Raw genomic sequence first — 20,062 nt, 5'->3', positions numbered from 1 at the left:
GGAAGAAATTAGCCCTCGATTTAGGTTTAAAGCTGTACTTCTCTACGAGACGCTACCGCGAACGTCCCGCTACACGCTAACGCCTGCAAGTGGCGCGAACGCGAACAGCGTCTCGTCAGAGAAAAAATCCTTGTATCGCATATTGGTTGAAACCCCGCTTTTCGGAAAAGCCTGCTTAGTTTCCCTACTCCCCACTCCCTACTCCCTACTCCCTTTCATTTTTTACTTCTTAATATCGTGTTCCCAAAAATTTAGAGTTGTTTTTGGTAATATTCCTCGATTGCACCGACAGCTTTTAATAATGGCGAATCTAACGGCTCAATCCAATCCGCCACACCATGAGCTAGACCAAGGGTTGAAGTTCCTCCTGATGGTTCAAGTTTACCATTCAATGTCTGGCTTTTAATCGATTGTAAGGCTGCGATCGCACTGTTTATCTGTGCTAAAAGCTCAGGTTTTTTATCTTTTAGCATCTGTTCTGCAATCTCAGAGGCTCGATCGATCAGCTTGATAAATTCTTCTGTTTTGGTTCCCATGATTTTTACGGACAACTAAACTTTTCTACAACTATATTTTCTCCGTCAGACCACTTGATATTTGGATCTTTTGAATCTTTAATAAATGTCTGTTGACCACCACCTGGATAGCATTCCGCAGGTGCTTGAGGACCAACAATGCCTTGATAAGTTATCGTTCCTGCGGGTAAAGTTATTGTTTCTATCCTAGTGGCTTGATTGCCCCATGCTTGATTTAGAGCTAAATTCTTGATGACTTCTACATTTGTTTTATATTTGTCAGCTGTTAAATACCTGCCGTATTTATTTCCACTGTTACTATAGTAGCGATAAAAAGTCTGAGGCTGTTCTATTTTTACTTCCTGACATTTAGAATTCAGAAAGGTAATGGCAACTTCATATTCTAGAGGACATGAAGCGCTAACATCTTGGGCGAGGACTTGTGGTGAATTTACAAAACGCGGCAATGAACTGACTGAAAAACTCAGCAGGCTTAAACCAACACATACAGAAGCGGATTTAAATTTCATCCCAACTCCTCTTCACAATCTTTTTTGAATATAAAAATGATACAGCAAGCTTAGTTCTGTTACAGTAAGTTTATGAAATTTAAAAATCAAATTTAGTTAATTTATCGCCAAAATTGACGTAATGGTATTTATTCGAGGTTGTCAGATTCGCGAAAAATTCTGAGAGCATGTAGTTTTTGTTACCAGCAGCAATCGTAGATTAATATTACCTCTTTCCCCAGTTAACAGTTCCCTATTCCCTATTCCCCTGAGAAACATGAACACAAATCTAACTGAGAAATTATCCAAACCTATAGTAGACAAAGTTGCTATTGTCGGTGCTGGCCCAGGTGGTTTAGCTGCTGCTATAGCACTGAGAAGCCAAGGGATAGATGTTCAAGTATACGAAAAAGCTCAAGAATTTCGTCCGGCTGGAACTGGACTTGGACTTGCCCCCAATGGCTTGAATTCCCTAGATGCGATCGCGCCGGGAATTGTCGAAGCCCTCAAAAGTTCAGGATGCGAAGTTCACCACACGGTTTTAAAGAATATTCAAGGAGAAACAATCCGAACTAACGCAACTAAATATTTAGAGCAATACGGACAACCATTGTTGACTATTTGGTGGTATCGTCTACAGCAAGTCTTGGCATCAAGATTACCATCTGACATCATTCACCTCAATCATCGCTGCATCGGCTTTGAGCAAGATGAAAACGGTGTGGAAATTCATTTTGATGGTGAAAAATCAGTACATACAGATTTGCTGATTGGGGCTGATGGCGTCAACTCTGTCATCCGAGAAACTTTATTTGGCGAGGGTAAGCCTAATTATATCGGTAGTATGTGTTGGCGTGCCGTCATCAAGTATCGCCACGAGCTATTTAATGACTATGAACTAGTTTTTGTCAAAGGCAATAAACAGTTTATGTATCTTCTCAATGTGGGTGGCGGTTATACCAGTTGGATTAGTCGGAAATTCTCGCCTGAATACTCCCTTTCTCACAGTGCCGATGAGGTAAAGTCCCGTATTCTCCATGAATTAGCCGACTGGGATGAATCCTTTCGAGCGGTGGTAGAAGCGACACCAGCCGAGCAAATTTGGGAAGGGCCGATTTGCGATCGCCCACCATTAAGCAGATGGAGTCAAGGCAGAGTCACACTCTTAGGTGATGCCGCCCATCCAATGGCACCTGCTATGGGACAAGGAGCCAATACCACTTTTGAAGATGCATACCAACTGCGAGAGTGTTTTGCTGATTCAGCGAATCTCCAAGCAGTTCTGACTAGCTACGAACAACTTCGCATCGAGCGCACGAAAATCATCCAAGCTCGTAGCGCCTTAGGCGAAATGCGTTACTACGACACTAACTTCGCCGCATCTACAGGGCAGACGCAAGAACGGCAAACGAGTCTTAATGATGATTTTCACAAATGGGTGTACGATTTCAAGCCCTCTGTAAAAAGTTAAATTTTAATATGGTATCAAAAAAGTTACTTTGAGCGCGACTTAGTTGAAAAACTCATAGCTAGCGCCAATTATATTGAGTAATTTGAGAATATCAGAAGTGACTGTTTTTAGTCAAGCCCTGAAACGCAATAAATTCGTTGAATAATTGAGAATTATTCGCGCAAAATCAACATAACTTAATCAAATTGTTAATTTTTATGGACAACTATCTTTTTAGGGTAGAGTGAAATATTAAATTTTTGAATTCCTATTTTACCTTACTGACTCCAATTATTTACACCAATAACCCTTAACCCAAGCGTATTGCTAGGCTGCATCATCGAAATCAAGCAAATTCACGTTACAGAAGTAAACCTGAGTTTTTCAAAGATTTCGATGAGCAACTGTTAGTGATTCTGTAAATAAACCTTTCGATAAAATTAAAATCTTTCCACACCTTCAAATTGTTTGAGTGCCGATGCATTTGCAGCTTCACCACAAGTTCGTGGTGTGGGGAATATCTTTTCAGGATTTGCTAACCCTTTAGGATTAAAAACTTGCCGTACCCATTGCATAGTTTCTAAATCAACTTGGCTAAACATCTGTGGCATATAGCACTTTTTCTCTTCACCAATGCCATGTTCGCCAGAAATACTACCACCAACTTGGACGCAAAGTTTGAGAATTTTTCCACCCATTTCTTCTACTTGCTCTAATGCCCCAGACACAGAATTATCATAAAGAATTAGCGGATGAAGATTGCCATCACCAGCGTGAAATACATTAGCAACACGATAACCGTATTGTTTACTTAATGCCTCAATCTCATGTAAAACATAAGGCAACTGAGTCCGGGGAATTACACCATCTTGTACATAATAATCAGGGCTTAAATGTCCAGCCGCCGCAAAAGCTGCTTTGCGTCCTTTCCATAATTTCAATCGGGTTTCTGGGTCAGTAGCAGAAGTGACATTACGCGCACCATTTTTTTTACAAATTTCGGTAACTCGCTGCTTATTTCCTGCAACTTCCACTTCTAAACCGTCAATTTCTATAAGCAGAATTGCAGTAGCATCGCGGGGATAACAATTAGTTGCAACAACATCTTCAACTGCATTGATGCTGAAGTTATCCATCATTTCCATCCCACCAGGAATAATGCCGGCGCTGATGATGTCAGAAACAGTTGCTCCAGCCGCTTCAATGCTAGTAAAATCTGCCAACAGCACACAAATTGATTCTGCACTTTTGAGAATTCGCAAGGTAATTTCTGTGGCAATTCCTAAAGTGCCTTCAGAACCAACAAAAACACCTGTTAAATCGTAACCAGGCATTTCTGGGATTTGTCCGCCTAAATCGATAATTTCCCCTTCTGGTGTGACAATTTTTAATCCTAAAACGTGGTTAGTCGTAACACCGTATTTAAGACAATGCACCCCACCAGAATTTTCGGCAATGTTGCCCCCAATAGAGCAGATAATTTGACTGGAAGGGTCAGGTGCGTAGTAAAATCCAGCACCACTAACGGCTTGTGTTACCCAACTATTAATCACCCCTGGTTGTACAACTGTCCGTTGATTTTCCAAGTCAATGCTGATGATTTGCCGCATCAATGAAGTAACAATTAAAACAGAGTCTTTCACTGGTAAAGCACCACCAGATAGACCAGTGCCAGAGCCGCGTGCGATGAAGGGTATAGAATATTGATTGCATATCTTCACAACTTGGGCAACTTGTTCTGTAGTTCTGGGTAAAACCACCACAGCAGGACTTTGGCGATAGCCAGTTAAACCATCGCATTCATAGGTAATTAGTTCTTCACGGCGTTGCACCACACCATTTTTGCCAAGGATAGCCTCGAATGCTTTGAGAATGGGTTTCCAGTTGCGTTGTTTTTTATCTTGGGCAAGCATAGTTTCTTAAAGTTCAAGGTAGATGTTGTAGGCTGGTTAGTATAGCTCTAATTACTATTGTTGCAAGAATAGCAGTCAAGGGTGAGTAAAAGCGATCGCATAATTTGAGTACGGAAGGTGCGATGTCTCTTAACAAGTGCGTTGAATATCGAAACTCAACAGCGAGTGAATAATCTACAAATATTACCTATTAGACATCTCCAGAAATTAAATATGCGTTACCCATAACCCTTGTAGAGACGTAGCACTGCTACGTCTCTACATTCTTTTTCGGAGACGGTCTTCGCCAAAACAAAAACCTGGTTTTGATGATTAGTAAATCGGTATTCTAGTCTGGCTTTACGTTAAGTTGACACCAATGGCGACAAGCCCATAGTCAAGGGCGGACAAGATGTCCACCCCACAAGATTGGATAATTTATTTGTTGGAAGTCCCTAAAGTAGAAGTTTGATTCTCTACATTCTTTGCTTAAGCCTTTTTCAACCAGCTAAACATAGCGCGTAAATCTTTACCAACTTCTTCAATTTGGTGTTCAGCTTCTTTGCGACGCAAGGCGGTAAATCCTGGTTTACCAGCTTGGTTTTCGAGAACGAATTCTCGTGCAAATTGTCCAGATTGAATTTCGCTGAGAATCTTCTGCATTTCAGCTTTGGTTTGTTCGGTAACAATCCGCGGACCACGGGTATAATCGCCATATTCAGCGGTGTTAGAAATGCTGTCGCGCATTTTGGCTAAACCGCCTTCTACAACCAAGTCAACAATCAGCTTGACTTCATGCAGACATTCAAAATAAGCCAATTCTGGTTGATAACCAGCTTCTACCAAAGTTTCAAATCCGGCTTTGATTAAAGCACTCAAACCACCGCACAATACGGCTTGTTCGCCAAATAAATCGGTTTCGGTTTCTTCACGGAAAGTAGTTTCAAGAACACCGGCGCGAGTTCCACCGATACCTTTAGCATAAGACATGGCGCGATCGCGTGCCTGACCACTGGCATCTTGATAAACTGCAAATAACGCTGGTACGCCTTCACCACTTTCATAAGTCCGCCGTACCAAGTGCCCCGGCCCTTTGGGTGCTACCATCACCACATCTACGTTAGCAGGTGGTACAACTTGCCCAAAGTGAATATTGAAACCGTGAGCAAAAGCTAACACATTCCCTTCTTCTAGATTAGGTTCAATCTCGTTTTTATAAATCGTTTTTTGGACTTCATCAGGTAACAAAATCATGATGAAGTCAGCAGCATTAGCGGCATCTGCAACATTTTTCACAGTTAATCCAGCTGCTTGGGCTTTTGCAACTGACTTACTACCCGGATATAGTCCCACAATCACATTCAAACCACTATCTTTGAGATTGAGAGCGTGGGCATGACCTTGGGAACCATAGCCGATAATAGCGATAGTTTTTCCAGCCAAAAGGTCTAAATTGGCATCTTCGTCATAATACATCCGGGCCATAGAAGCATCTCCTGTCAGCAAGCATCATCATTAATTTGCAGACTTAAGATTGTACCTCAAATTGAGTAACCACAGCTGAACTGTCAAATATTGAATTGGGGGCTGGGGATTGGGGACTGGGGACTAGGGATTGGGGAGATGAGGAAGCAGGGAAAGAAGAACTATTAATTATTGCCCAATGACTAATGCCCAATGCCCAATCCTGTTACATAAATCGCAACAATACAAGCTTTGAGTTTTAGTTCAGTAATACTGGGGTTAACTTCATCTATCTGGGGGTAGATTATGTACACTTCGACTAAATTGCCGCGTACATCTGCTTTATTTATGAGTGCGTTATTGGGAGGGGTGATTTTCACCAGTTGCGCCTCTTCCGATCGGTTGGCAAATAAGGCTTTACCTCAAATTGCAGCCGATAGCGCCGCAAATACAGTATCTGCACCTGCTAGTCAAAACAGTATTTCCCAAAACGCGGAAACTTCACCAATAGCCCGTTCTCGTCCCCAACTCATCAAAAAGGCAGCAATGTCTTTGACTGTCAACTCTGTAGATAAGACTGTTGATGCTGTTTCGCAAATTATCAATCAACAGCAAGGGGATTTAATCGGGTTGAAACAACAACAACCCAAAAAAGACAACCCGCGTTACACAGCAACCATCCAATTGCGGATACCAGAAAATCGGCTGGAACCTACCCTAGAAGAACTAGCTAAATTGGGCACCGTTAATAGTCGTAATATCACTGCCGAAGATGTGGGCGATCGCCTGGTGGATTTCCAAGCTAGATTAACCAATTTGCAAAAGACTGAAGCCAATTTGCAAAAAATTATGGATCGGGCAGGTTCTATTAGAGATGTGCTTAGTGTTTCCCAAGAACTGAGTAATGTCCGGCAAACCATAGAACAAATTGATGCCCAACTGAAAAACCTCAAAAATCAAGTTGCTTATTCCACTATTACGCTGAACTTAGAAGCAGCAGTTTCTAGCACTAGTCCCCAACCTGCCTTAGGTTTGCAAGTTCAGGAAACTTGGAACAACTCTACCCATTCTCTAAGTGCATTTTCTGTTGGCTTACTCAAGCTGGGTATTTGGTTAATTGTTTACAGCCCCTATTTGTTAATTTTTGTTACTCTTATCTATGGCTTTACCCGTTGGCGGCGAACTCATTCCCCACGTTTGACACAAACACCAGGGTCAACTACTTCTGAGTGAACCTGCATGAATCAATTCAAAATTCAAAATGACGCTCTCTACGAGACGCTGCGCGAACGCGGACTCGCTCTAAGCGAAGCCATGCCGTTCGCGTTAGCGTCTCTAAAAGAGAAGGCTTTACGCTGCGCTAACGTAATTAAGTTTTGTGTTAGCGAAGCGGTAGCGAGCCTGCGAGCGTCCGGGGATTTAGACCCCGACCCAAAACTTGCTGGTTATTGAACTGGGGGACTTAAACCCACGGTATTCGGTTAAATATTTTAAGCCTTTATGGTTTGAACCTTTTACTTAAAAAGTTTTGTTTATACTAAAGACGGGTTGCAGCTTTAGTTTTAAAATCGCCAAGAGTATTGATATACAAAGATTTTTGCCTGGGCAAAAGTCTAGCAATCATCTGTTTTTAGTATATCAAAAAAGTGAAGGTTTAAAACCGTACTTCGTCCCGCTACGCGCTTTCGCTCGCAAGTGGCGTGTTCGCGCTAGGGGACTTCCAAATAAAAGAATATCCCAAAACTGACGCAAAAATCCTCTCTATTTCTCTTCTCTCTGTGTTCTCTGCGCGGCAGTCGCTCATGGGGGAAACCCCCAAGACCGCGCTGCCTTGTCTCTGTGGTTCGTTTATTTGGATAATTTATTTCTTGGAAGTCCCTAGCGTTCGCACGAGAAAAAATCCTTATTTCCCAAGGTAGCTAGAAACCCCACCCCTTGTAGGTAGCTGAATTTAATTTTGAATTTTGAATTTTGAATTGATTCATCCTGTAGCCTCGATCACTTTAATACTTTTTCAAATGTAAAGAGCAATACAACATATATGATGACATTTTTGATACAAATTTGTTAAGAATAGTTACAATAGTCGGCATACACGATAATATTTCTTATGGTAAATTCACTTGACAATAATCCACCCCATCAAGTAGTTATTGTTGGCGGTGGTTTTGGTGGACTTTATGCGGCAAAAACACTCGCCAAGGCGGCAGTAAACGTTACCCTAATCGATAAACGTAACTTTCATCTATTTCAACCCCTTTTATATCAAGTCGCCACAGGTGCGCTATCTCCTGCTGATATCTCCTCACCGTTGCGTTCTGTCCTCAGCAAGAGCAAGAATACGAAAGTGCTGCTGGGAGAGGTGAATAATATCGATCCAGAAGCCAAACAAGTCACTGTGGGCAACGAAGCAATAGCTTACGATACGTTAATTGTCGCTACAGGTGCGAAGCATTCCTACTTTGGCAAAGATAACTGGGAAGAATTCGCCCCAGGCTTGAAAACTGTAGAAGATGCCATAGAAATGCGTAGCCGGATTTTTTCAGCTTTTGAAGCCGCAGAAAATGAAACCGATCCAGAAAAACGCCGTGCTTGGTTAACTTTTGTAATTGTGGGTGGTGGCCCAACAGGTGTAGAATTAGCAGGTGCAATCGCAGAATTAGCAAACCAAACCCTCAAAGAAGATTTCCGCAACATCGACACATCAGAAGCCAAGATTTTGTTATTAGAAGGTTTGGATCGGATTTTGCCACCCTTTGCACCAGAGTTATCACAAGAAGCGGAAGCATCCTTGACGCGGTTGGGGGTAATTGTCCAGACAAAAACATTGGTAACGAATATTGCAAATGATGTTGTTACCCTCAAACAAGGCAATGAAGTTAAAGAGATTGCCTCAAAAACGGTATTATGGGCAGCAGGTGTGAAAGCTTCCGCAATGGGCAAAGTGCTAGCAGAACGCACAGGTGCCGAGTGCGATCGCGCTGGACGGATTATCGTTGAACCTGACTTGAGTGTTAAGGGACATCCCAATATTTTTGTAGTTGGCGACTTGGCAAATTTTTCTCATCAAAATGGTAAACCCCTACCTGGTGTTGCGCCTGTAGCCAAGCAAGAAGGTGAATATGTCGCAACATTAATTAAACAGCGGCTTGCAGGTAAAAATTTGCCACCCTTTGCTTATACCGATCATGGTAGTTTAGCGATGATTGGGCACAATTCTGCCGTGGTAGATTTAGGCTTTATCAAGCTGAAAGGTTTCTTTGCATGGCTATTTTGGCTGGTGATTCACATCTACTTCTTAATTGAATTTAACAACAAATTAGTAGTAATGATTCAGTGGGCGTGGAACTACTTCACCCGTAATCGCGGAGCAAGATTGATTACAGGAAAAGAATCACCACCCACTCACGAATTAGCGATCGCCACAGTAATTACACATCAGGAAATAGTCAACAGCCGATAATATCTAATTGGGCAATTCAATTTTGGATTTTGGATTGGCGATAGCGCAGCGTAAAGCCTGCGGCATGGCTTCGCTTAGAGCGAGTCCGCGTTCGCGCAGCGTCTCGTAGAGAGCGTCTTTTGGATTAAATTTCAATCTAAAATCTAAAATCTAAAATCTAAAATTCTTACTCCCCGCCCTCATAAATTAGCAGTAAGCTATTTGAGGGCGTTTTTCATAATCTACATAATGGCAACTATTAACAACAACTACCTGAAACTGAAAGCGGGTTATCTGTTTCCAGAAATTGCTCGGCGGGTGAATGCCTTTGCAGAAGCGAACAGTAATGCTAAAATTATTCGGTTGGGCATTGGTGATGTTACCGAACCTCTACCAGAGGCTTGCCGCACAGCGATGATTAAAGCTGTGGAAGAAATGGGCGATCGCAATACCTTCAAAGGCTATGGCCCTGAGCAAGGCTACGCTTGGTTGCGGGATAAAATTGCTACTCATGATTTCCAAGCACGAGGAGCCGATATAGATGCCTCAGAAATCTTTATCTCCGATGGTTCTAAGTGCGACACGGGCAATATTCTGGAAATTTTTGGTCATGACAATATAATTGCTGTTACTGACCCAGTTTACCCTGTGTATGTAGACACTAACGTAATGGTGGGAAATACTGGGGATGCCAACGATAAAGGCGAATTTGAAGGTTTAGTTTATCTACCAATTACGGCTGATAACAACTTTACCGCCGAGATTCCCGCAAAGAAAGTCGATTTAATTTATCTCTGCTTTCCCAATAACCCCACTGGCGCAACTGCTACCAAAGAGTATCTCAAAGCTTGGGTAGACTATGCCAAAGCTAATAACTCGATTATTTTCTTTGATGCAGCCTACGAAGCTTATATTACCGATCCAGCGATTCCGCACTCAATTTATGAAATTGAAGGTGCAAGAGAAGTTGCGATCGAATTTCGGTCTTTCTCCAAGAACGCAGGTTTTACAGGAACCCGTTGCGCGTTAACTGTAGTACCGAAGACACTCACCGCAAAAGCCGCTGATGGTTCCGATGTCGAACTGTGGAAACTGTGGAATCGTCGCCAGTCTACCAAATTTAACGGCGTTTCCTACATCATCCAACGCGGAGCCGAAGCGGTTTACTCCGAAGAAGGACAGGCACAAATCAAAGGATTGGTGAGTTTCTATCTAGAAAACGCTAAAATTATCCGCGAGAAACTCACAGCCGCCGGATTAGCGGTGTATGGTGGCGTGAATGCACCTTATGTTTGGGTAAAAACGCCTAATGGTTTATCCAGTTGGGAATTCTTTGATAAGCTGCTCCAAACTGTCAACGTTGTGGGGACACCTGGTTCTGGCTTTGGTGCTGCGGGTGAAGGTTACTTCCGCATTTCAGCGTTTAACAGTCGGGAGAATGTCGAAGAGGCGATGAAGCGGATTACCGAGAAGTTTAAGGTGTAGAGCGATCGCTTTTGTTAAACTCAATCTATTAATCTAAAGGTTACGGTGGATATACAGCCCACCGTAACCTGATAGATTTTGAATTTTGAATTTTGAATTTTGAATTGGAGCGTTCGCCCTTGGCGTCTCGTAGAGAAGCGACATGACTGCTGCTATCCTCGTTTTCAAAGCTGTTAGCCAGATGCAGTTAGCACCTGGTAGCACGGTGACAATTCCTGATGTTAGCTGGGAAGAATTTGAATCTATTTTACAAGAATTGGGAGACAAAAGAAATACACGAGTTGCCTACAGCCAGGGTGCTTTAGAAATTATGGCTCCTTTACCAGAACATGAAATTCCCAAAGATTTAATTTCTGATATTGTCAAAATATTGTTGAAGGCTAAAGATATCAGATACCAACCTTTTGGTTCCACCACCTTTAAACGGCAAGGTGTGGCAGGAGTTGAACCTGATGCTTGCTTTTATATTCAAAATTATCAACAGATGATTGGTCATCGCCGCTTGCAACCTGATGATCCGCCGCCAGATTTAGCAATTGAAACTGATGTTACATCAAAAACTACTCTCGATGCTTATGAAGCCATTGGAGTCCCAGAATTATGGGTTTACGACAGTGGAAACCTTTCTATTTATTTACTGAAAGAGGGGAAATATATAAAATCTAATACCAGTCCTAATTTTGAGGATATAGCTATTACTCAGATTATCCCTGCTGCTGTAGAACGTAGTTGGCAAGTAGGAAGTTTTCAAGCTTTAGAAGAATTAGAAGCGTTGATTAGACATCTCCGAAAAAGAATGTAGAGACGTAGCACTGCTACGTCTCTACAAGGGTTATGGGTAACGCATATTTAATTTCTGGAGATGTCTATTTAGTGGCTAATAGAATAGCTACTGGATTGAATGGCACTAAGAAAAGCTCTAAGCTATACTCCATAGAGATTACAGGCATTAATGCCATTCTTTTATGATGGCTACTTATAGCGATATATCACACTCAGCACTCAAAACTCAACACTCAAAACTCAACAATTAGCACTCATCACTCATCACTCAGCACTATTTAATGTGGCGGATTACTTCGGCAACCGACCAAGCTTGAGCGATCGCTCCTCTGGGTGTGTGAGGTGAATCGCCATCAAAAATCTCAGAAATAGAACCAAGACAAGCGTCAAATCGGAAGTGATCTAGCAGGGGTTGCCAATCAAAAGGCAGCGATTGTTGGGGATAAAAACATTGCCAAGCCCGAATATATGGCCCAATTAGCCAAGTCCAAACAGTACCTTGATGATAAGCGCGATCGCGTTGCTCTTGGTTGCCCTCATATCTCCCTTTATATTCAGGATCTCCTGGATCAAGACTGCGAAGACCATAGGGAGTAAGCAAGCTGGTAGTTGCCAAATCTAATATCTGACACCCTTGCTGTTCAGAAAATCCGCAATGGTGCAGCGACAACGCCAAAACAGCATTAGGACGAATTTGAAAATTCCGGCGATCGTCCGGCTCAATAGTATCGTACAAATAACCTAGCTGAGGATTCCAAAACTTTTGCAGCGAGGTTTTTACAAGTTGTGCTTGTTGAGCATAACGCTGTGATTGCTTCGTGAGACGCACTGGCGAGCCATACTCAAGCTGGCTCAAACGCTCTGCCCACTGACTCAGCCAACATAAAGCAGAATACCACAATGCATTGATTTCCACTGGCTTTCCGTGACGGGGAGTAACGGGAAGCGATCCAATTACCACATCCATCCAAGTGAGGGCTACACCACGAGTATCCCAACTAACTAGCCCATCAGTAGCATCGACCTGGATATTGAAATGTGTACCACCGACAAATGCTTTGTAGATTTGCTGTACTATCGGGAATTGCTCTGCCAAAAAATCCCAGTCTTGGGTAGCTTCTAAATAAAGTCCTAAAGTTTCAATCCACCACAACGCCGCATCAATACTGTTATAAATAGGTTCACCATTGATATCAGGAAATGCATTAGGAATCAAACCGTGGCGACAATAATGCCCAAAAGTTCGCAATACTCCTTTTGCCAGATCAAAGCGTTGTGGAACTAGTGCCAACCCCGGTAAGGCGATTAATGTGTCGCGTCCCCAGTCATTAAACCAGTGATAACCAGCAATCACCGTAGGGCCTGCAATTGAGGCTCGATAGACGATAAATTGATCGCTTGCTTTGAGTAGTTGTTGATTGAGTGAGAATTGGGCATGGGGCATTGGGCATGGAGCATTGGGCATTGGACATTCATAATTATTTCCCTGCTCCTCTGCTCCTCTGCTCCTCTGCTCCCCTGCCCCTCTGCGTCCCTCACTCCATCCAAAAATCTTTGAGAGCCTTTCTTGCTCTGCCTCCACGGCTTCTGCAAAGGTTTCAGGGGTGAGAATACCTGACACCGAGTCAGGAAAACCTACTCGCGCTTCTAGAGTTACTGTATCTCCTGGTTGCAGTGTGACTATCAAGTAACCAGGACTGTACAAGTCTTCTTTGTCGCCTAATCCCCGTTTCGTCTCCTCAGACAATCCATAATCCCAATACCAAACTGCATCTGGTTGATAATTTCCCTGTGTCCAGCGCAAGTGCCAAGGTATACCGAAATGTCCAGAATTGATTCCTTGTAGACAGACTTGCTGTTGCCCTAGCAATTGTGAGAACTTTAATTCTTGACTATATGTCTGCTGGTGGTGAAAGTCACGTTCTGCTATCAACAGTCGCAACCGTAAAATCGCTGTATGATTTCCCTCATAGCGATACTGAATTAAAATTCGATGGCAAAATTGGGCAGGGGAATTGGGAATTGGGCATTGCTTGTCCCCTTGTTCCCTTGTCCCCTTGTCCCCAATCCCCAGTCCCCAGTCCCCAGCCCCCACCAACCCATAAGGCATCACTAACTCTCTGGTTAACTGCCAGTTATCTTGACCCCAAGTCCATTTTGGAACTGGGTTAATATCAAAATTGCGTAGCAGTTCGTAGCCTGTCCGCTCAATCTGATTTTTACCCCAAAAATTTGTCCCTAGTGACACAACGCTCCCTAATATTTCCAAACTAGCTTCTAGGTGCGAAAACAGCAGAGTCCTCCCAGAAGGCGGGTTTGTCGCGGCAAACAGCCAACCATGATAAGTACGTGTGCGGACACCAGAAACAGTACCACTGGCAAAACTTCCTAAGCCATTGGTAAGCAACCATTCTCTTGTATCTAAATCAGGCATTTGCTACTCAAAATCGTTATGAGTATGATATAGTCGTAACAGATCGTAATTAAACTGTGAGAGCGTGGATGGGTGAGTTTTACCTAACCCGAATTTCAACGCTAATAAACCGATAAAGGAGAATTAGGTTAATGTCCCTTACTTACGGAACCGAAGGAAGCCTCCGCGTTGGTCAACAAGCTCCCGATTTCACAGCAACTGCTGTAGTAGATCAGGAATTTAAGACAATCAAACTTTCCGATTATCGCGGTAAGTATGTCGTCCTGTTTTTCTACCCACTAGACTTTACCTTTGTTTGTCCTACTGAAATTACAGCATTTAGCGATCGCTACGAAGAATTCAAGAAAATCAATACTGAAGTCCTTGGGGCTTCCGTTGACAGTGAATTCTCCCACCTCGCTTGGATTCAAACAGATCGTAAATCTGGTGGCGTTGGCGACTTGAATTATCCTCTAGTCTCCGACATCAAGAAAGAAATTAGCGCCGCTTACAACGTTCTTGACCCAGCAGCAGGCATTGCCCTGCGTGGTCTATTCATCATCGATAAAGATGGTATCATACAGCACGCCACCATTAACAATCTAGCTTTTGGTCGTAGCGTTGATGAAACCCTGCGGACATTACAAGCAATTCAGTATGTTCAGTCTCACCCCGATGAAGTTTGCCCAGCTGGTTGGCAACCTGGTGACAAAACACTCAATCCTGACCCAGTGAAGTCTAAAGTCTACTTCTCTGCTGTCTAAATTTAGCTAGCAAACTCTAATCCATACTGTTGGAGTTGAGAGTAAAATCAATGAAAACCATAGATAAACAGAGATATACATTCAACAATGTCAACCTCCGTATATATCTATGGTTTTTTCATTAAATATGAAACGCTCAAACGCTTATCCAATAACTTTTTAACAATCCAAAATCAAAAATCAAAAATCTAAAATTTTATTATGCTTACTTCAAATGATTTTAGGGGCTTATTAAATGAGCGATTCTTCCGTAATTTCTTACCAGTTCCAGCTAGCAATAAGCTCAGATTGGGAGTGGGAACACCAGACTTTCAACTGCCAGATATTACTAACGGAAGATTAGTAAAATTGTCTGATTATAAAGGTAAGCAACCTGTGTTAATTGCCTTTACTCGCATCTTTACCGAAAAGCAATATTGTCCTTTTTGTTTTCCTCACATCAAAGAGTTAAATGAAAACTATGAACGATTTAAAAAACTCGGTATAGAAGTTTTAATGATTACTAGTACCGATGAACGGCAGAGTCAAATAGTTGTGAGAGATTTAGGCTTGCAAATGCCATTACTGAGCAATCCTAGTTGTAGAGTATTTCGTACCTATCAAGTAGGACAAGCACTGGGAGCGCCTTTACCAGCCCAATTTATATTAGATAAAGAAGGAAAACTCCGCTACTGGCATTTATTTTCTTTTCTGGATCATAATGCTAGCGTTGAGACATTATTAGAACAATTCAATTGAGTAAGTAAGTCGGTGCTAATATTTCCAGCTATGTTAAGGAATTTTAATGTAGGGTGTGTTGTCGCAAAGCGCAACGCACCGTCAACAATCTCAAGGAAGTTAGCCTACGGCATAACACACCCTACAGCTAATTTATATTTATTCATATACATTGAATTTTTCTCACCGACTTACTTATAAGGTGTAAAATTGGCATTGTCCGCCTTACTTATAAAACTGTGAGGTTTTTCATGCTGACACTTCATCACGCGTCGATTTCTCCCAACTCGCGTCGCGTCTGGATTACTCTACTGGAAAAAGGACTTGAGTTTGAATTGGTAGAGATAAAACTGGATGGAGAGCAGTTTAAACCGGAGTTTTTGACAATTAACCCTTTCCATCATATTCCAGTGTTGGTGGATGATGGCTTTAATGTAGTGGAATCCTTAGCAATTTTGGACTATTTAGAGATAAAATATCCAACACCTGCGATGTTGCCTAAAGATGCCAAGGATTTAGCGATCGCACGTATGGTACAACTAGTAACTGTGAATGAGCTTTTGCCCGCAACCAGCATATTTTTACCTCAGTATCTAGGCTTGCCTGGAGGAGATCCAGAAAAAATCGAGAAGGCACTGCATAAAATTACCACAGTGCTAAAGTTTTTTGAAAATTTATTAGACCATCGCCCTTACTTTGCTAGTCACAACCTCACTTTTGCCGAAGTTGTAGCTGGAACTGTGGTAACGCGGTTGCCGAGAGTAGGCATTTCCTTAAGTGATTATCCCAAACTAAGTGCTTGGTGCGATCGCTTAGTAGCACGGACAACGTGGCAAGCTACCGAGCCTACACCGGAGGTAGTAGAAGCGTTTAAGTCCATTGTGGTGGCGAGAATGGCAAAGTAAATTTATCCCTAATGAATTTAGAAACGCAAAGTTGCACTTCTTGCCGCTTCGCGCCTCTACAATCAAAAATATTCAAAGTCTGACTTGGTTCAAATGACTGCGGGGATTATAAGTACGTATAGCGCGGATTTTTTCATAATATTCTCGTTCTTGTGGGCTGAGGTCTTTTGGTGGGACGATCGCCACTTTCACCAACTGATCGCCACGTCCACCCTTAGCTAGAGGCCAACCCTTGCCACGCAAACGCAGAGATTGACCAGAACGCACTCCTGCTGGTAGCTTGACATTAACTGAACCATCGGGAGTGGGTACATCAATAGACGCTCCCAAAGTAGCTTCATCTGGTGTGATTGCCACTTCGCACACCAAGTTCTCGCCTTCCATTTGGAAAAACGAGTGCGGTTGAAGTTCGACTTTTAAATATAAATCCCCGCGTTGCTTAGTCATAGGGTTAATTTGACCTTTGCCCCGCACGCGCAAGCGAGTACCAGTTTTAGCCCCAGATGGGATGCGAACATCTATTGTTTCGTTACCTAAACTAAAGCGTTTTTGCACACCATGAAATGCTTCAGCTAGAGTTAGAGCGATCACAGCTTCACTATCTTGGCTAGTACCCGCACCTGCATCTTGAAACGCAAAATCGTTAAAGCCGCCAAAACCACTTGGCGCGCCTGTAGGAGGGCGGTAAGAGTAACTTTGTTGCCCACCGCGAGGCGCAGCACCACCAAAACGTCCTAGCAACTCATTGATGAACTCATCAAAATTTCCGTATTGACTGAAGTCAAAGTTACCCATATCGGTGCCAACACCGCCAGATGGGAAACCTTCACCAGCTTGTTTCCAATATTGACCGAATTGGTCGTATTTTTTGCGTTTATCTGGGTCTGACACAACCTCGTAGGCTTCGCTAACTTCTTTGAAGCGTGCCTCTGCCTGTTTGTTGTTTGGGTTGACATCAGGGTGATATTTGCGGGCTAATTTACGAAAGGCTTGTTTAATTTCCTCTGGACTGGCAGTCTTACTGACTCCCAAAATAGCGTAATAGTCCTTGAAGTCGGTTGCAGCCATCTACCAGCCTCCTATAGAAATTCCCGTTATGTTTTTTTTTAAGATGTTTAATTTGCCTGGTATAGTGCCAAGCAAAAATAATCTGATTTTAAGTTAACAAAAAATATATAAAATCAAGTGTGGTTCTCGCTCACCAAGCGATCGCAATTTCCGTACTCCAATTTTTCTGATCGGCGGATCAGGTTGTCTAGTCCTTCTTCCAGACTTGGGGGAGCATCCCGGAGTTGACGGTGCATCCGCAAAATAACTTCTTCAGGAACCTGGCGCGATCGCCTTTTATTCCGTGCCAAACACAGCCAAACTGGTGTATCCACCCAAATTCCCGTAATGTGGGTAAAGCCCAAGTCACGAGCTAAGGCAATAACTTCATGGCGATGGTGGCGCTGGGCATTAGTGGCATCGAAAATAGCTGTATTATTTGTGGAAATAGCTTGCTGAAATTGCCGTTTTACTTCCTGCCAAATCAGCAGCCACGACCCCTGAACAGCTTGGGAACCGAACAATTGCCCCCGGATGTCATCTGTAGAAATCAGTGGCATCTGGGGGCATTCTGCCAGTAATTGTTTTGCTAAAGTTGACTTACCGCTACCTGGAAGACCAATCAGCAAAATGAGTGCTGTTAGCGGTAGCGGGGCGTTTAGCCCGTGCTGAGTGCTGTTAGCGGTAGCGGGGCGTTCAGCCCGTGCTGAGTAAGAAGTTAGGAGTGAAGAGTGATTGGAAGTTTTATTCATAACTCATAACTTATAAATCTTAACTCAGCACTCAGCACTCACAACTCAGCACTATTAAATGATTGTTCCATCGGGAATTACAGCATTTTTCAACACGACAACGATGCCACTGCGGATGTAGAAACCTTGATTTTCCCGTTCAGCTTCCTGCACGTTATCTTTATTGATAATCTTGACATCGTGACCGATGCTGGCGTTTTTATCGATGATGGCACCACGAATGAGTGTATCAGTACCGATACCTACAGGAATGTTACCTTTTTCTACATTGGATTGGCGTTCCACAGAAGGTTGGTAAAAATCTGCACCCATGAGCAAAGATTCTTCGATGACACAGCCAGATTCAATCCGCGATCGCACTCCTAAAACTGAATGTTGAATGCGGCAATTTTTCAGAATACAACCTTCGCCGATAATTGATTCTGTGATGTGGCAATCTAAAAGTTTAGTTGGAGGTAAGTAACGAGCGCGGGTATAAATTGGTGCTTTTTCATCGTAGAAACTAAAAGGTGGCTGGGGCTGCTGAGTCAGGGCTAAATTGGCATGATAAAATGCCTCAATTGTTCCAATATCTTCCCAGTAGTCATCAAAAAGGTAAGCTTGAACGTTGTAATCTTTAGAGGCATCAGGAATAATTTCTTTGCCGAAATCAGTCCTTTCTATACCTTCTCTCAACAACTTGAACAAAACCTCTTTTTTAAAGACATAAATCCCCATTGAGGCGATGTAAGGCTGTTGCTGGGCTTGTTCTTTTGATAATCCCAGTACGCTTGTATCAACTTGCATTTGGAGTAACGCTTCACCTTTGGGTTTTTCGCTAAAGTCAATTACCCTACCAGAATTGTCAATTTTCATCAAGCCAAAATCTGAAGCACGGCGCTCATCGATGGGGATGACTGAGAGAGTAATATCAGCCCCCGTTTCCCGATGGCGCTGGATAAACTGGCGATAATCCATGCGGTAGAGGTGATCGCCTGAGAGAATTAGATATTCTTCAACATCCCATTCTTCCATTAACCACAGGTACTGACGTACAGCATCGGCTGTACCTTGGAACCAGTTAGGGTTTTCTGGTGTTTGTTGTGCGGCTAGCACTTCTACAAAGCCTTCATTGAAGCCAGTAAAGTTGTAGGTACGGGCGATATGACGATTCAGGGAAGCTGAGTTGAATTGTGTCAGGACGTAGATTTTGAATATTTCGGAATTTATGCAGTTACTAACAGGGATATCGATTAGGCGGTACTTACCCGCTACTGGTACTGCTGGTTTAGCGCGGAGTTTGGTTAGCGGGTAAAGTCGAGTACCCGCGCCACCACCAAGAATGATTGATAAAACTTTTTTCACAAAATTTCTCCCAGCTGCCTTTCAACTCTCATCTTCAGTTTAGGACTGTCTGCCACCACAGGTAAGGGGGATCATCTGATTCTTTAGGATGAATTTTACAGAATGCTGGTAGTAATCGATAGTGCTGTAATTAGAACATTTGTATTAATTGGGGTGAAAAGTGTAGGAAACTTCGACTACACATCCCTCGCGTAGAATTTTATCCATGTGAGACAGCTTGCAAAGGAAAAAGGTAAATAGTCTGTAACAAACCTCGTGATAAAAATAAATCTAAAAAAGTTCTATATGTAATCCGTAAAATATTGTTTCTATAGTGTATTCACTTACAGTTGGCTAAAAGCAAGTTAAAAGCCAGCTATTAAGCTAACTTATTTAAAATAGGGTGACAGATATATGGCGAACGTTAAAAACTCCAATTCTAACACAGATAATCAAAAAAAGCCAAATGAACCAACTCAAGGAACAACTCAAGAAAATCCTAATGAACATATTCCAGATAAAGACTTTCAAGGCATTCAAGGCATCATTCCCATAAAACCAAGCAAGTAAACCCAAGCAAGAAATAAGGATAAAATTGACG

At 42.6% G+C, this 20,062-nt stretch carries 18 protein-coding genes; 10 read left to right on the top strand and 8 right to left on the bottom strand.

Annotated features, from left to right (window positions below; translation table 11 throughout):
* Positions 1-251: 251 nt before the first annotated feature.
* Together V7K76_RS21965 and V7K76_RS21960 are read right to left on the bottom strand one after the other, a co-directional pair.
* Positions 252-536, bottom strand: a complete 285-nt coding sequence (locus V7K76_RS21965; protein ID WP_334779705.1) for a hypothetical protein — start codon at positions 534-536, stop codon at positions 252-254.
* A gap of 5 nt (positions 537-541) precedes the next feature.
* Complete coding sequence (locus V7K76_RS21960; RefSeq protein WP_334779706.1) at positions 542-1,045, bottom strand: hypothetical protein; 504 nt, start codon at positions 1,043-1,045, stop codon at positions 542-544.
* A 256-nt stretch (positions 1,046-1,301) separates the two neighbouring features.
* On the opposite strand from V7K76_RS21960, the gene V7K76_RS21955 reads away from it, so the two are divergent.
* The gene (locus V7K76_RS21955) at positions 1,302-2,495 is read left to right on the top strand and encodes an FAD-dependent oxidoreductase (RefSeq protein WP_334779708.1); all 1,194 of its coding nucleotides are present in this window, start codon (positions 1,302-1,304) and stop codon (positions 2,493-2,495) included.
* A 419-nt stretch (positions 2,496-2,914) separates the two neighbouring features.
* Here the strand turns inward: V7K76_RS21955 and glcD are convergent, their stop codons facing one another.
* Positions 2,915-4,387, bottom strand: coding sequence for a glycolate oxidase subunit GlcD (gene glcD / locus V7K76_RS21950; protein ID WP_334779710.1), 1,473 nt, complete (start codon positions 4,385-4,387; stop codon positions 2,915-2,917).
* 468 nt (positions 4,388-4,855) lie between these two features.
* The gene (ilvC, locus tag V7K76_RS21945) at positions 4,856-5,851 is read right to left on the bottom strand and encodes a ketol-acid reductoisomerase (protein WP_334779711.1); all 996 of its coding nucleotides are present in this window, start codon (positions 5,849-5,851) and stop codon (positions 4,856-4,858) included.
* Positions 5,852-6,136: 285 nt separating this feature from the next.
* On the opposite strand from ilvC, the gene V7K76_RS21940 reads away from it, so the two are divergent.
* The 5 genes from V7K76_RS21940 (at position 6,137) to V7K76_RS21920 (ending at position 11,559) form a co-directional block, all read left to right on the top strand.
* Complete coding sequence (locus V7K76_RS21940) at positions 6,137-7,063, top strand: DUF4349 domain-containing protein (RefSeq protein ID WP_334779712.1); 927 nt, start codon at positions 6,137-6,139, stop codon at positions 7,061-7,063.
* 6 nt (positions 7,064-7,069) lie between these two features.
* Complete coding sequence (locus V7K76_RS21935; RefSeq protein WP_334779713.1) at positions 7,070-7,282, top strand: hypothetical protein; 213 nt, start codon at positions 7,070-7,072, stop codon at positions 7,280-7,282.
* 658 nt (positions 7,283-7,940) lie between these two features.
* On the top strand, positions 7,941-9,293 hold the full coding sequence (locus V7K76_RS21930) for an NAD(P)/FAD-dependent oxidoreductase (RefSeq protein WP_334779714.1): 1,353 nt from the start codon (positions 7,941-7,943) through the stop codon (positions 9,291-9,293).
* A gap of 228 nt (positions 9,294-9,521) precedes the next feature.
* Positions 9,522-10,757 (top strand): LL-diaminopimelate aminotransferase, encoded by a 1,236-nt coding sequence (locus tag V7K76_RS21925; RefSeq protein ID WP_334779715.1) that lies wholly within the window; start codon positions 9,522-9,524, stop codon positions 10,755-10,757.
* Between the two features lie 142 nt (positions 10,758-10,899).
* Positions 10,900-11,559, top strand: a complete 660-nt coding sequence (locus V7K76_RS21920; protein WP_334779716.1) for a Uma2 family endonuclease — start codon at positions 10,900-10,902, stop codon at positions 11,557-11,559.
* A gap of 255 nt (positions 11,560-11,814) precedes the next feature.
* On the opposite strand, the gene V7K76_RS21915 is transcribed toward V7K76_RS21920, so the two are convergent.
* Positions 11,815-13,974: an amylo-alpha-1,6-glucosidase gene (locus tag V7K76_RS21915; RefSeq protein WP_334779717.1), complete on the bottom strand. Its 2,160-nt coding sequence runs from the start codon at positions 13,972-13,974 to the stop codon at positions 11,815-11,817.
* 131 nt (positions 13,975-14,105) lie between these two features.
* Here V7K76_RS21915 and V7K76_RS21910 point away from each other — a divergent pair, with 131 nt between their 5' ends.
* The 3 genes from V7K76_RS21910 (at position 14,106) to V7K76_RS21900 (ending at position 16,339) form a co-directional block, all read left to right on the top strand.
* Complete coding sequence (locus V7K76_RS21910; RefSeq protein ID WP_334779718.1) at positions 14,106-14,717, top strand: peroxiredoxin; 612 nt, start codon at positions 14,106-14,108, stop codon at positions 14,715-14,717.
* A gap of 201 nt (positions 14,718-14,918) precedes the next feature.
* Positions 14,919-15,455, top strand: coding sequence for a peroxiredoxin family protein (locus V7K76_RS21905; RefSeq protein WP_334779719.1), 537 nt, complete (start codon positions 14,919-14,921; stop codon positions 15,453-15,455).
* Positions 15,456-15,685: 230 nt separating this feature from the next.
* On the top strand, positions 15,686-16,339 hold the full coding sequence (locus tag V7K76_RS21900) for a glutathione S-transferase family protein (protein WP_334779720.1): 654 nt from the start codon (positions 15,686-15,688) through the stop codon (positions 16,337-16,339).
* 72 nt (positions 16,340-16,411) lie between these two features.
* Here the strand turns inward: V7K76_RS21900 and V7K76_RS21895 are convergent, their stop codons facing one another.
* From V7K76_RS21895 to V7K76_RS21885, 3 genes are all read right to left on the bottom strand, one after another.
* The gene (locus tag V7K76_RS21895) at positions 16,412-17,407 is read right to left on the bottom strand and encodes a DnaJ C-terminal domain-containing protein (RefSeq protein ID WP_334779721.1); all 996 of its coding nucleotides are present in this window, start codon (positions 17,405-17,407) and stop codon (positions 16,412-16,414) included.
* A 113-nt stretch (positions 17,408-17,520) separates the two neighbouring features.
* Entirely contained in the window at positions 17,521-18,138 is a 618-nt protein-coding gene (locus V7K76_RS21890; RefSeq protein WP_334779722.1) for an AAA family ATPase, read from the bottom strand.
* 54 nt (positions 18,139-18,192) lie between these two features.
* Entirely contained in the window at positions 18,193-19,482 is a 1,290-nt protein-coding gene (locus V7K76_RS21885) for a glucose-1-phosphate adenylyltransferase (RefSeq protein ID WP_334779723.1), read from the bottom strand.
* A gap of 393 nt (positions 19,483-19,875) precedes the next feature.
* Here V7K76_RS21885 and V7K76_RS21880 point away from each other — a divergent pair, with 393 nt between their 5' ends.
* Complete coding sequence (locus tag V7K76_RS21880) at positions 19,876-20,031, top strand: hypothetical protein (protein ID WP_334779725.1); 156 nt, start codon at positions 19,876-19,878, stop codon at positions 20,029-20,031.
* Positions 20,032-20,062: the final 31 nt, after the last annotated feature.

It is taken from the genome of Nostoc sp., from assembly GCF_036917975.1.
In the GTDB taxonomy this organism is placed as follows: domain Bacteria; phylum Cyanobacteriota; class Cyanobacteriia; order Cyanobacteriales; family Nostocaceae; genus Nostoc.
The sequence above is the reverse complement of the archived record's forward strand: the minus strand, read 5'-3'. Positions and strand labels throughout refer to the sequence as shown.

Excerpts from the sequence above, each read along its gene's own strand:
- V7K76_RS21965 (WP_334779705.1), bottom strand. The coding sequence starts at position 536 with ATGGGAACCAAAACAGAAGAATTTATCAAGCTGATCGATCGAGCCTCT.
- V7K76_RS21960 (WP_334779706.1), bottom strand. The coding sequence starts at position 1,045 with ATGAAATTTAAATCCGCTTCTGTATGTGTTGGTTTAAGCCTGCTGAGT.
- V7K76_RS21955 (WP_334779708.1), top strand. The coding sequence starts at position 1,302 with ATGAACACAAATCTAACTGAGAAATTATCCAAACCTATAGTAGACAAA.
- glcD (WP_334779710.1), bottom strand. The coding sequence starts at position 4,387 with ATGCTTGCCCAAGATAAAAAACAACGCAACTGGAAACCCATTCTCAAA.
- ilvC (WP_334779711.1), bottom strand. The coding sequence starts at position 5,851 with ATGGCCCGGATGTATTATGACGAAGATGCCAATTTAGACCTTTTGGCT.
- V7K76_RS21940 (WP_334779712.1), top strand. The coding sequence starts at position 6,137 with ATGTACACTTCGACTAAATTGCCGCGTACATCTGCTTTATTTATGAGT.
- V7K76_RS21935 (WP_334779713.1), top strand. The coding sequence starts at position 7,070 with ATGAATCAATTCAAAATTCAAAATGACGCTCTCTACGAGACGCTGCGC.
- V7K76_RS21930 (WP_334779714.1), top strand. The coding sequence starts at position 7,941 with ATGGTAAATTCACTTGACAATAATCCACCCCATCAAGTAGTTATTGTT.
- V7K76_RS21925 (WP_334779715.1), top strand. The coding sequence starts at position 9,522 with ATGGCAACTATTAACAACAACTACCTGAAACTGAAAGCGGGTTATCTG.
- V7K76_RS21920 (WP_334779716.1), top strand. The coding sequence starts at position 10,900 with ATGACTGCTGCTATCCTCGTTTTCAAAGCTGTTAGCCAGATGCAGTTA.
- V7K76_RS21915 (WP_334779717.1), bottom strand. The coding sequence starts at position 13,974 with ATGCCTGATTTAGATACAAGAGAATGGTTGCTTACCAATGGCTTAGGA.
- V7K76_RS21910 (WP_334779718.1), top strand. The coding sequence starts at position 14,106 with ATGTCCCTTACTTACGGAACCGAAGGAAGCCTCCGCGTTGGTCAACAA.
- V7K76_RS21905 (WP_334779719.1), top strand. The coding sequence starts at position 14,919 with ATGCTTACTTCAAATGATTTTAGGGGCTTATTAAATGAGCGATTCTTC.
- V7K76_RS21900 (WP_334779720.1), top strand. The coding sequence starts at position 15,686 with ATGCTGACACTTCATCACGCGTCGATTTCTCCCAACTCGCGTCGCGTC.
- V7K76_RS21895 (WP_334779721.1), bottom strand. The coding sequence starts at position 17,407 with ATGGCTGCAACCGACTTCAAGGACTATTACGCTATTTTGGGAGTCAGT.
- V7K76_RS21890 (WP_334779722.1), bottom strand. The coding sequence starts at position 18,138 with ATGAATAAAACTTCCAATCACTCTTCACTCCTAACTTCTTACTCAGCA.
- V7K76_RS21880 (WP_334779725.1), top strand. The coding sequence starts at position 19,876 with ATGGCGAACGTTAAAAACTCCAATTCTAACACAGATAATCAAAAAAAG.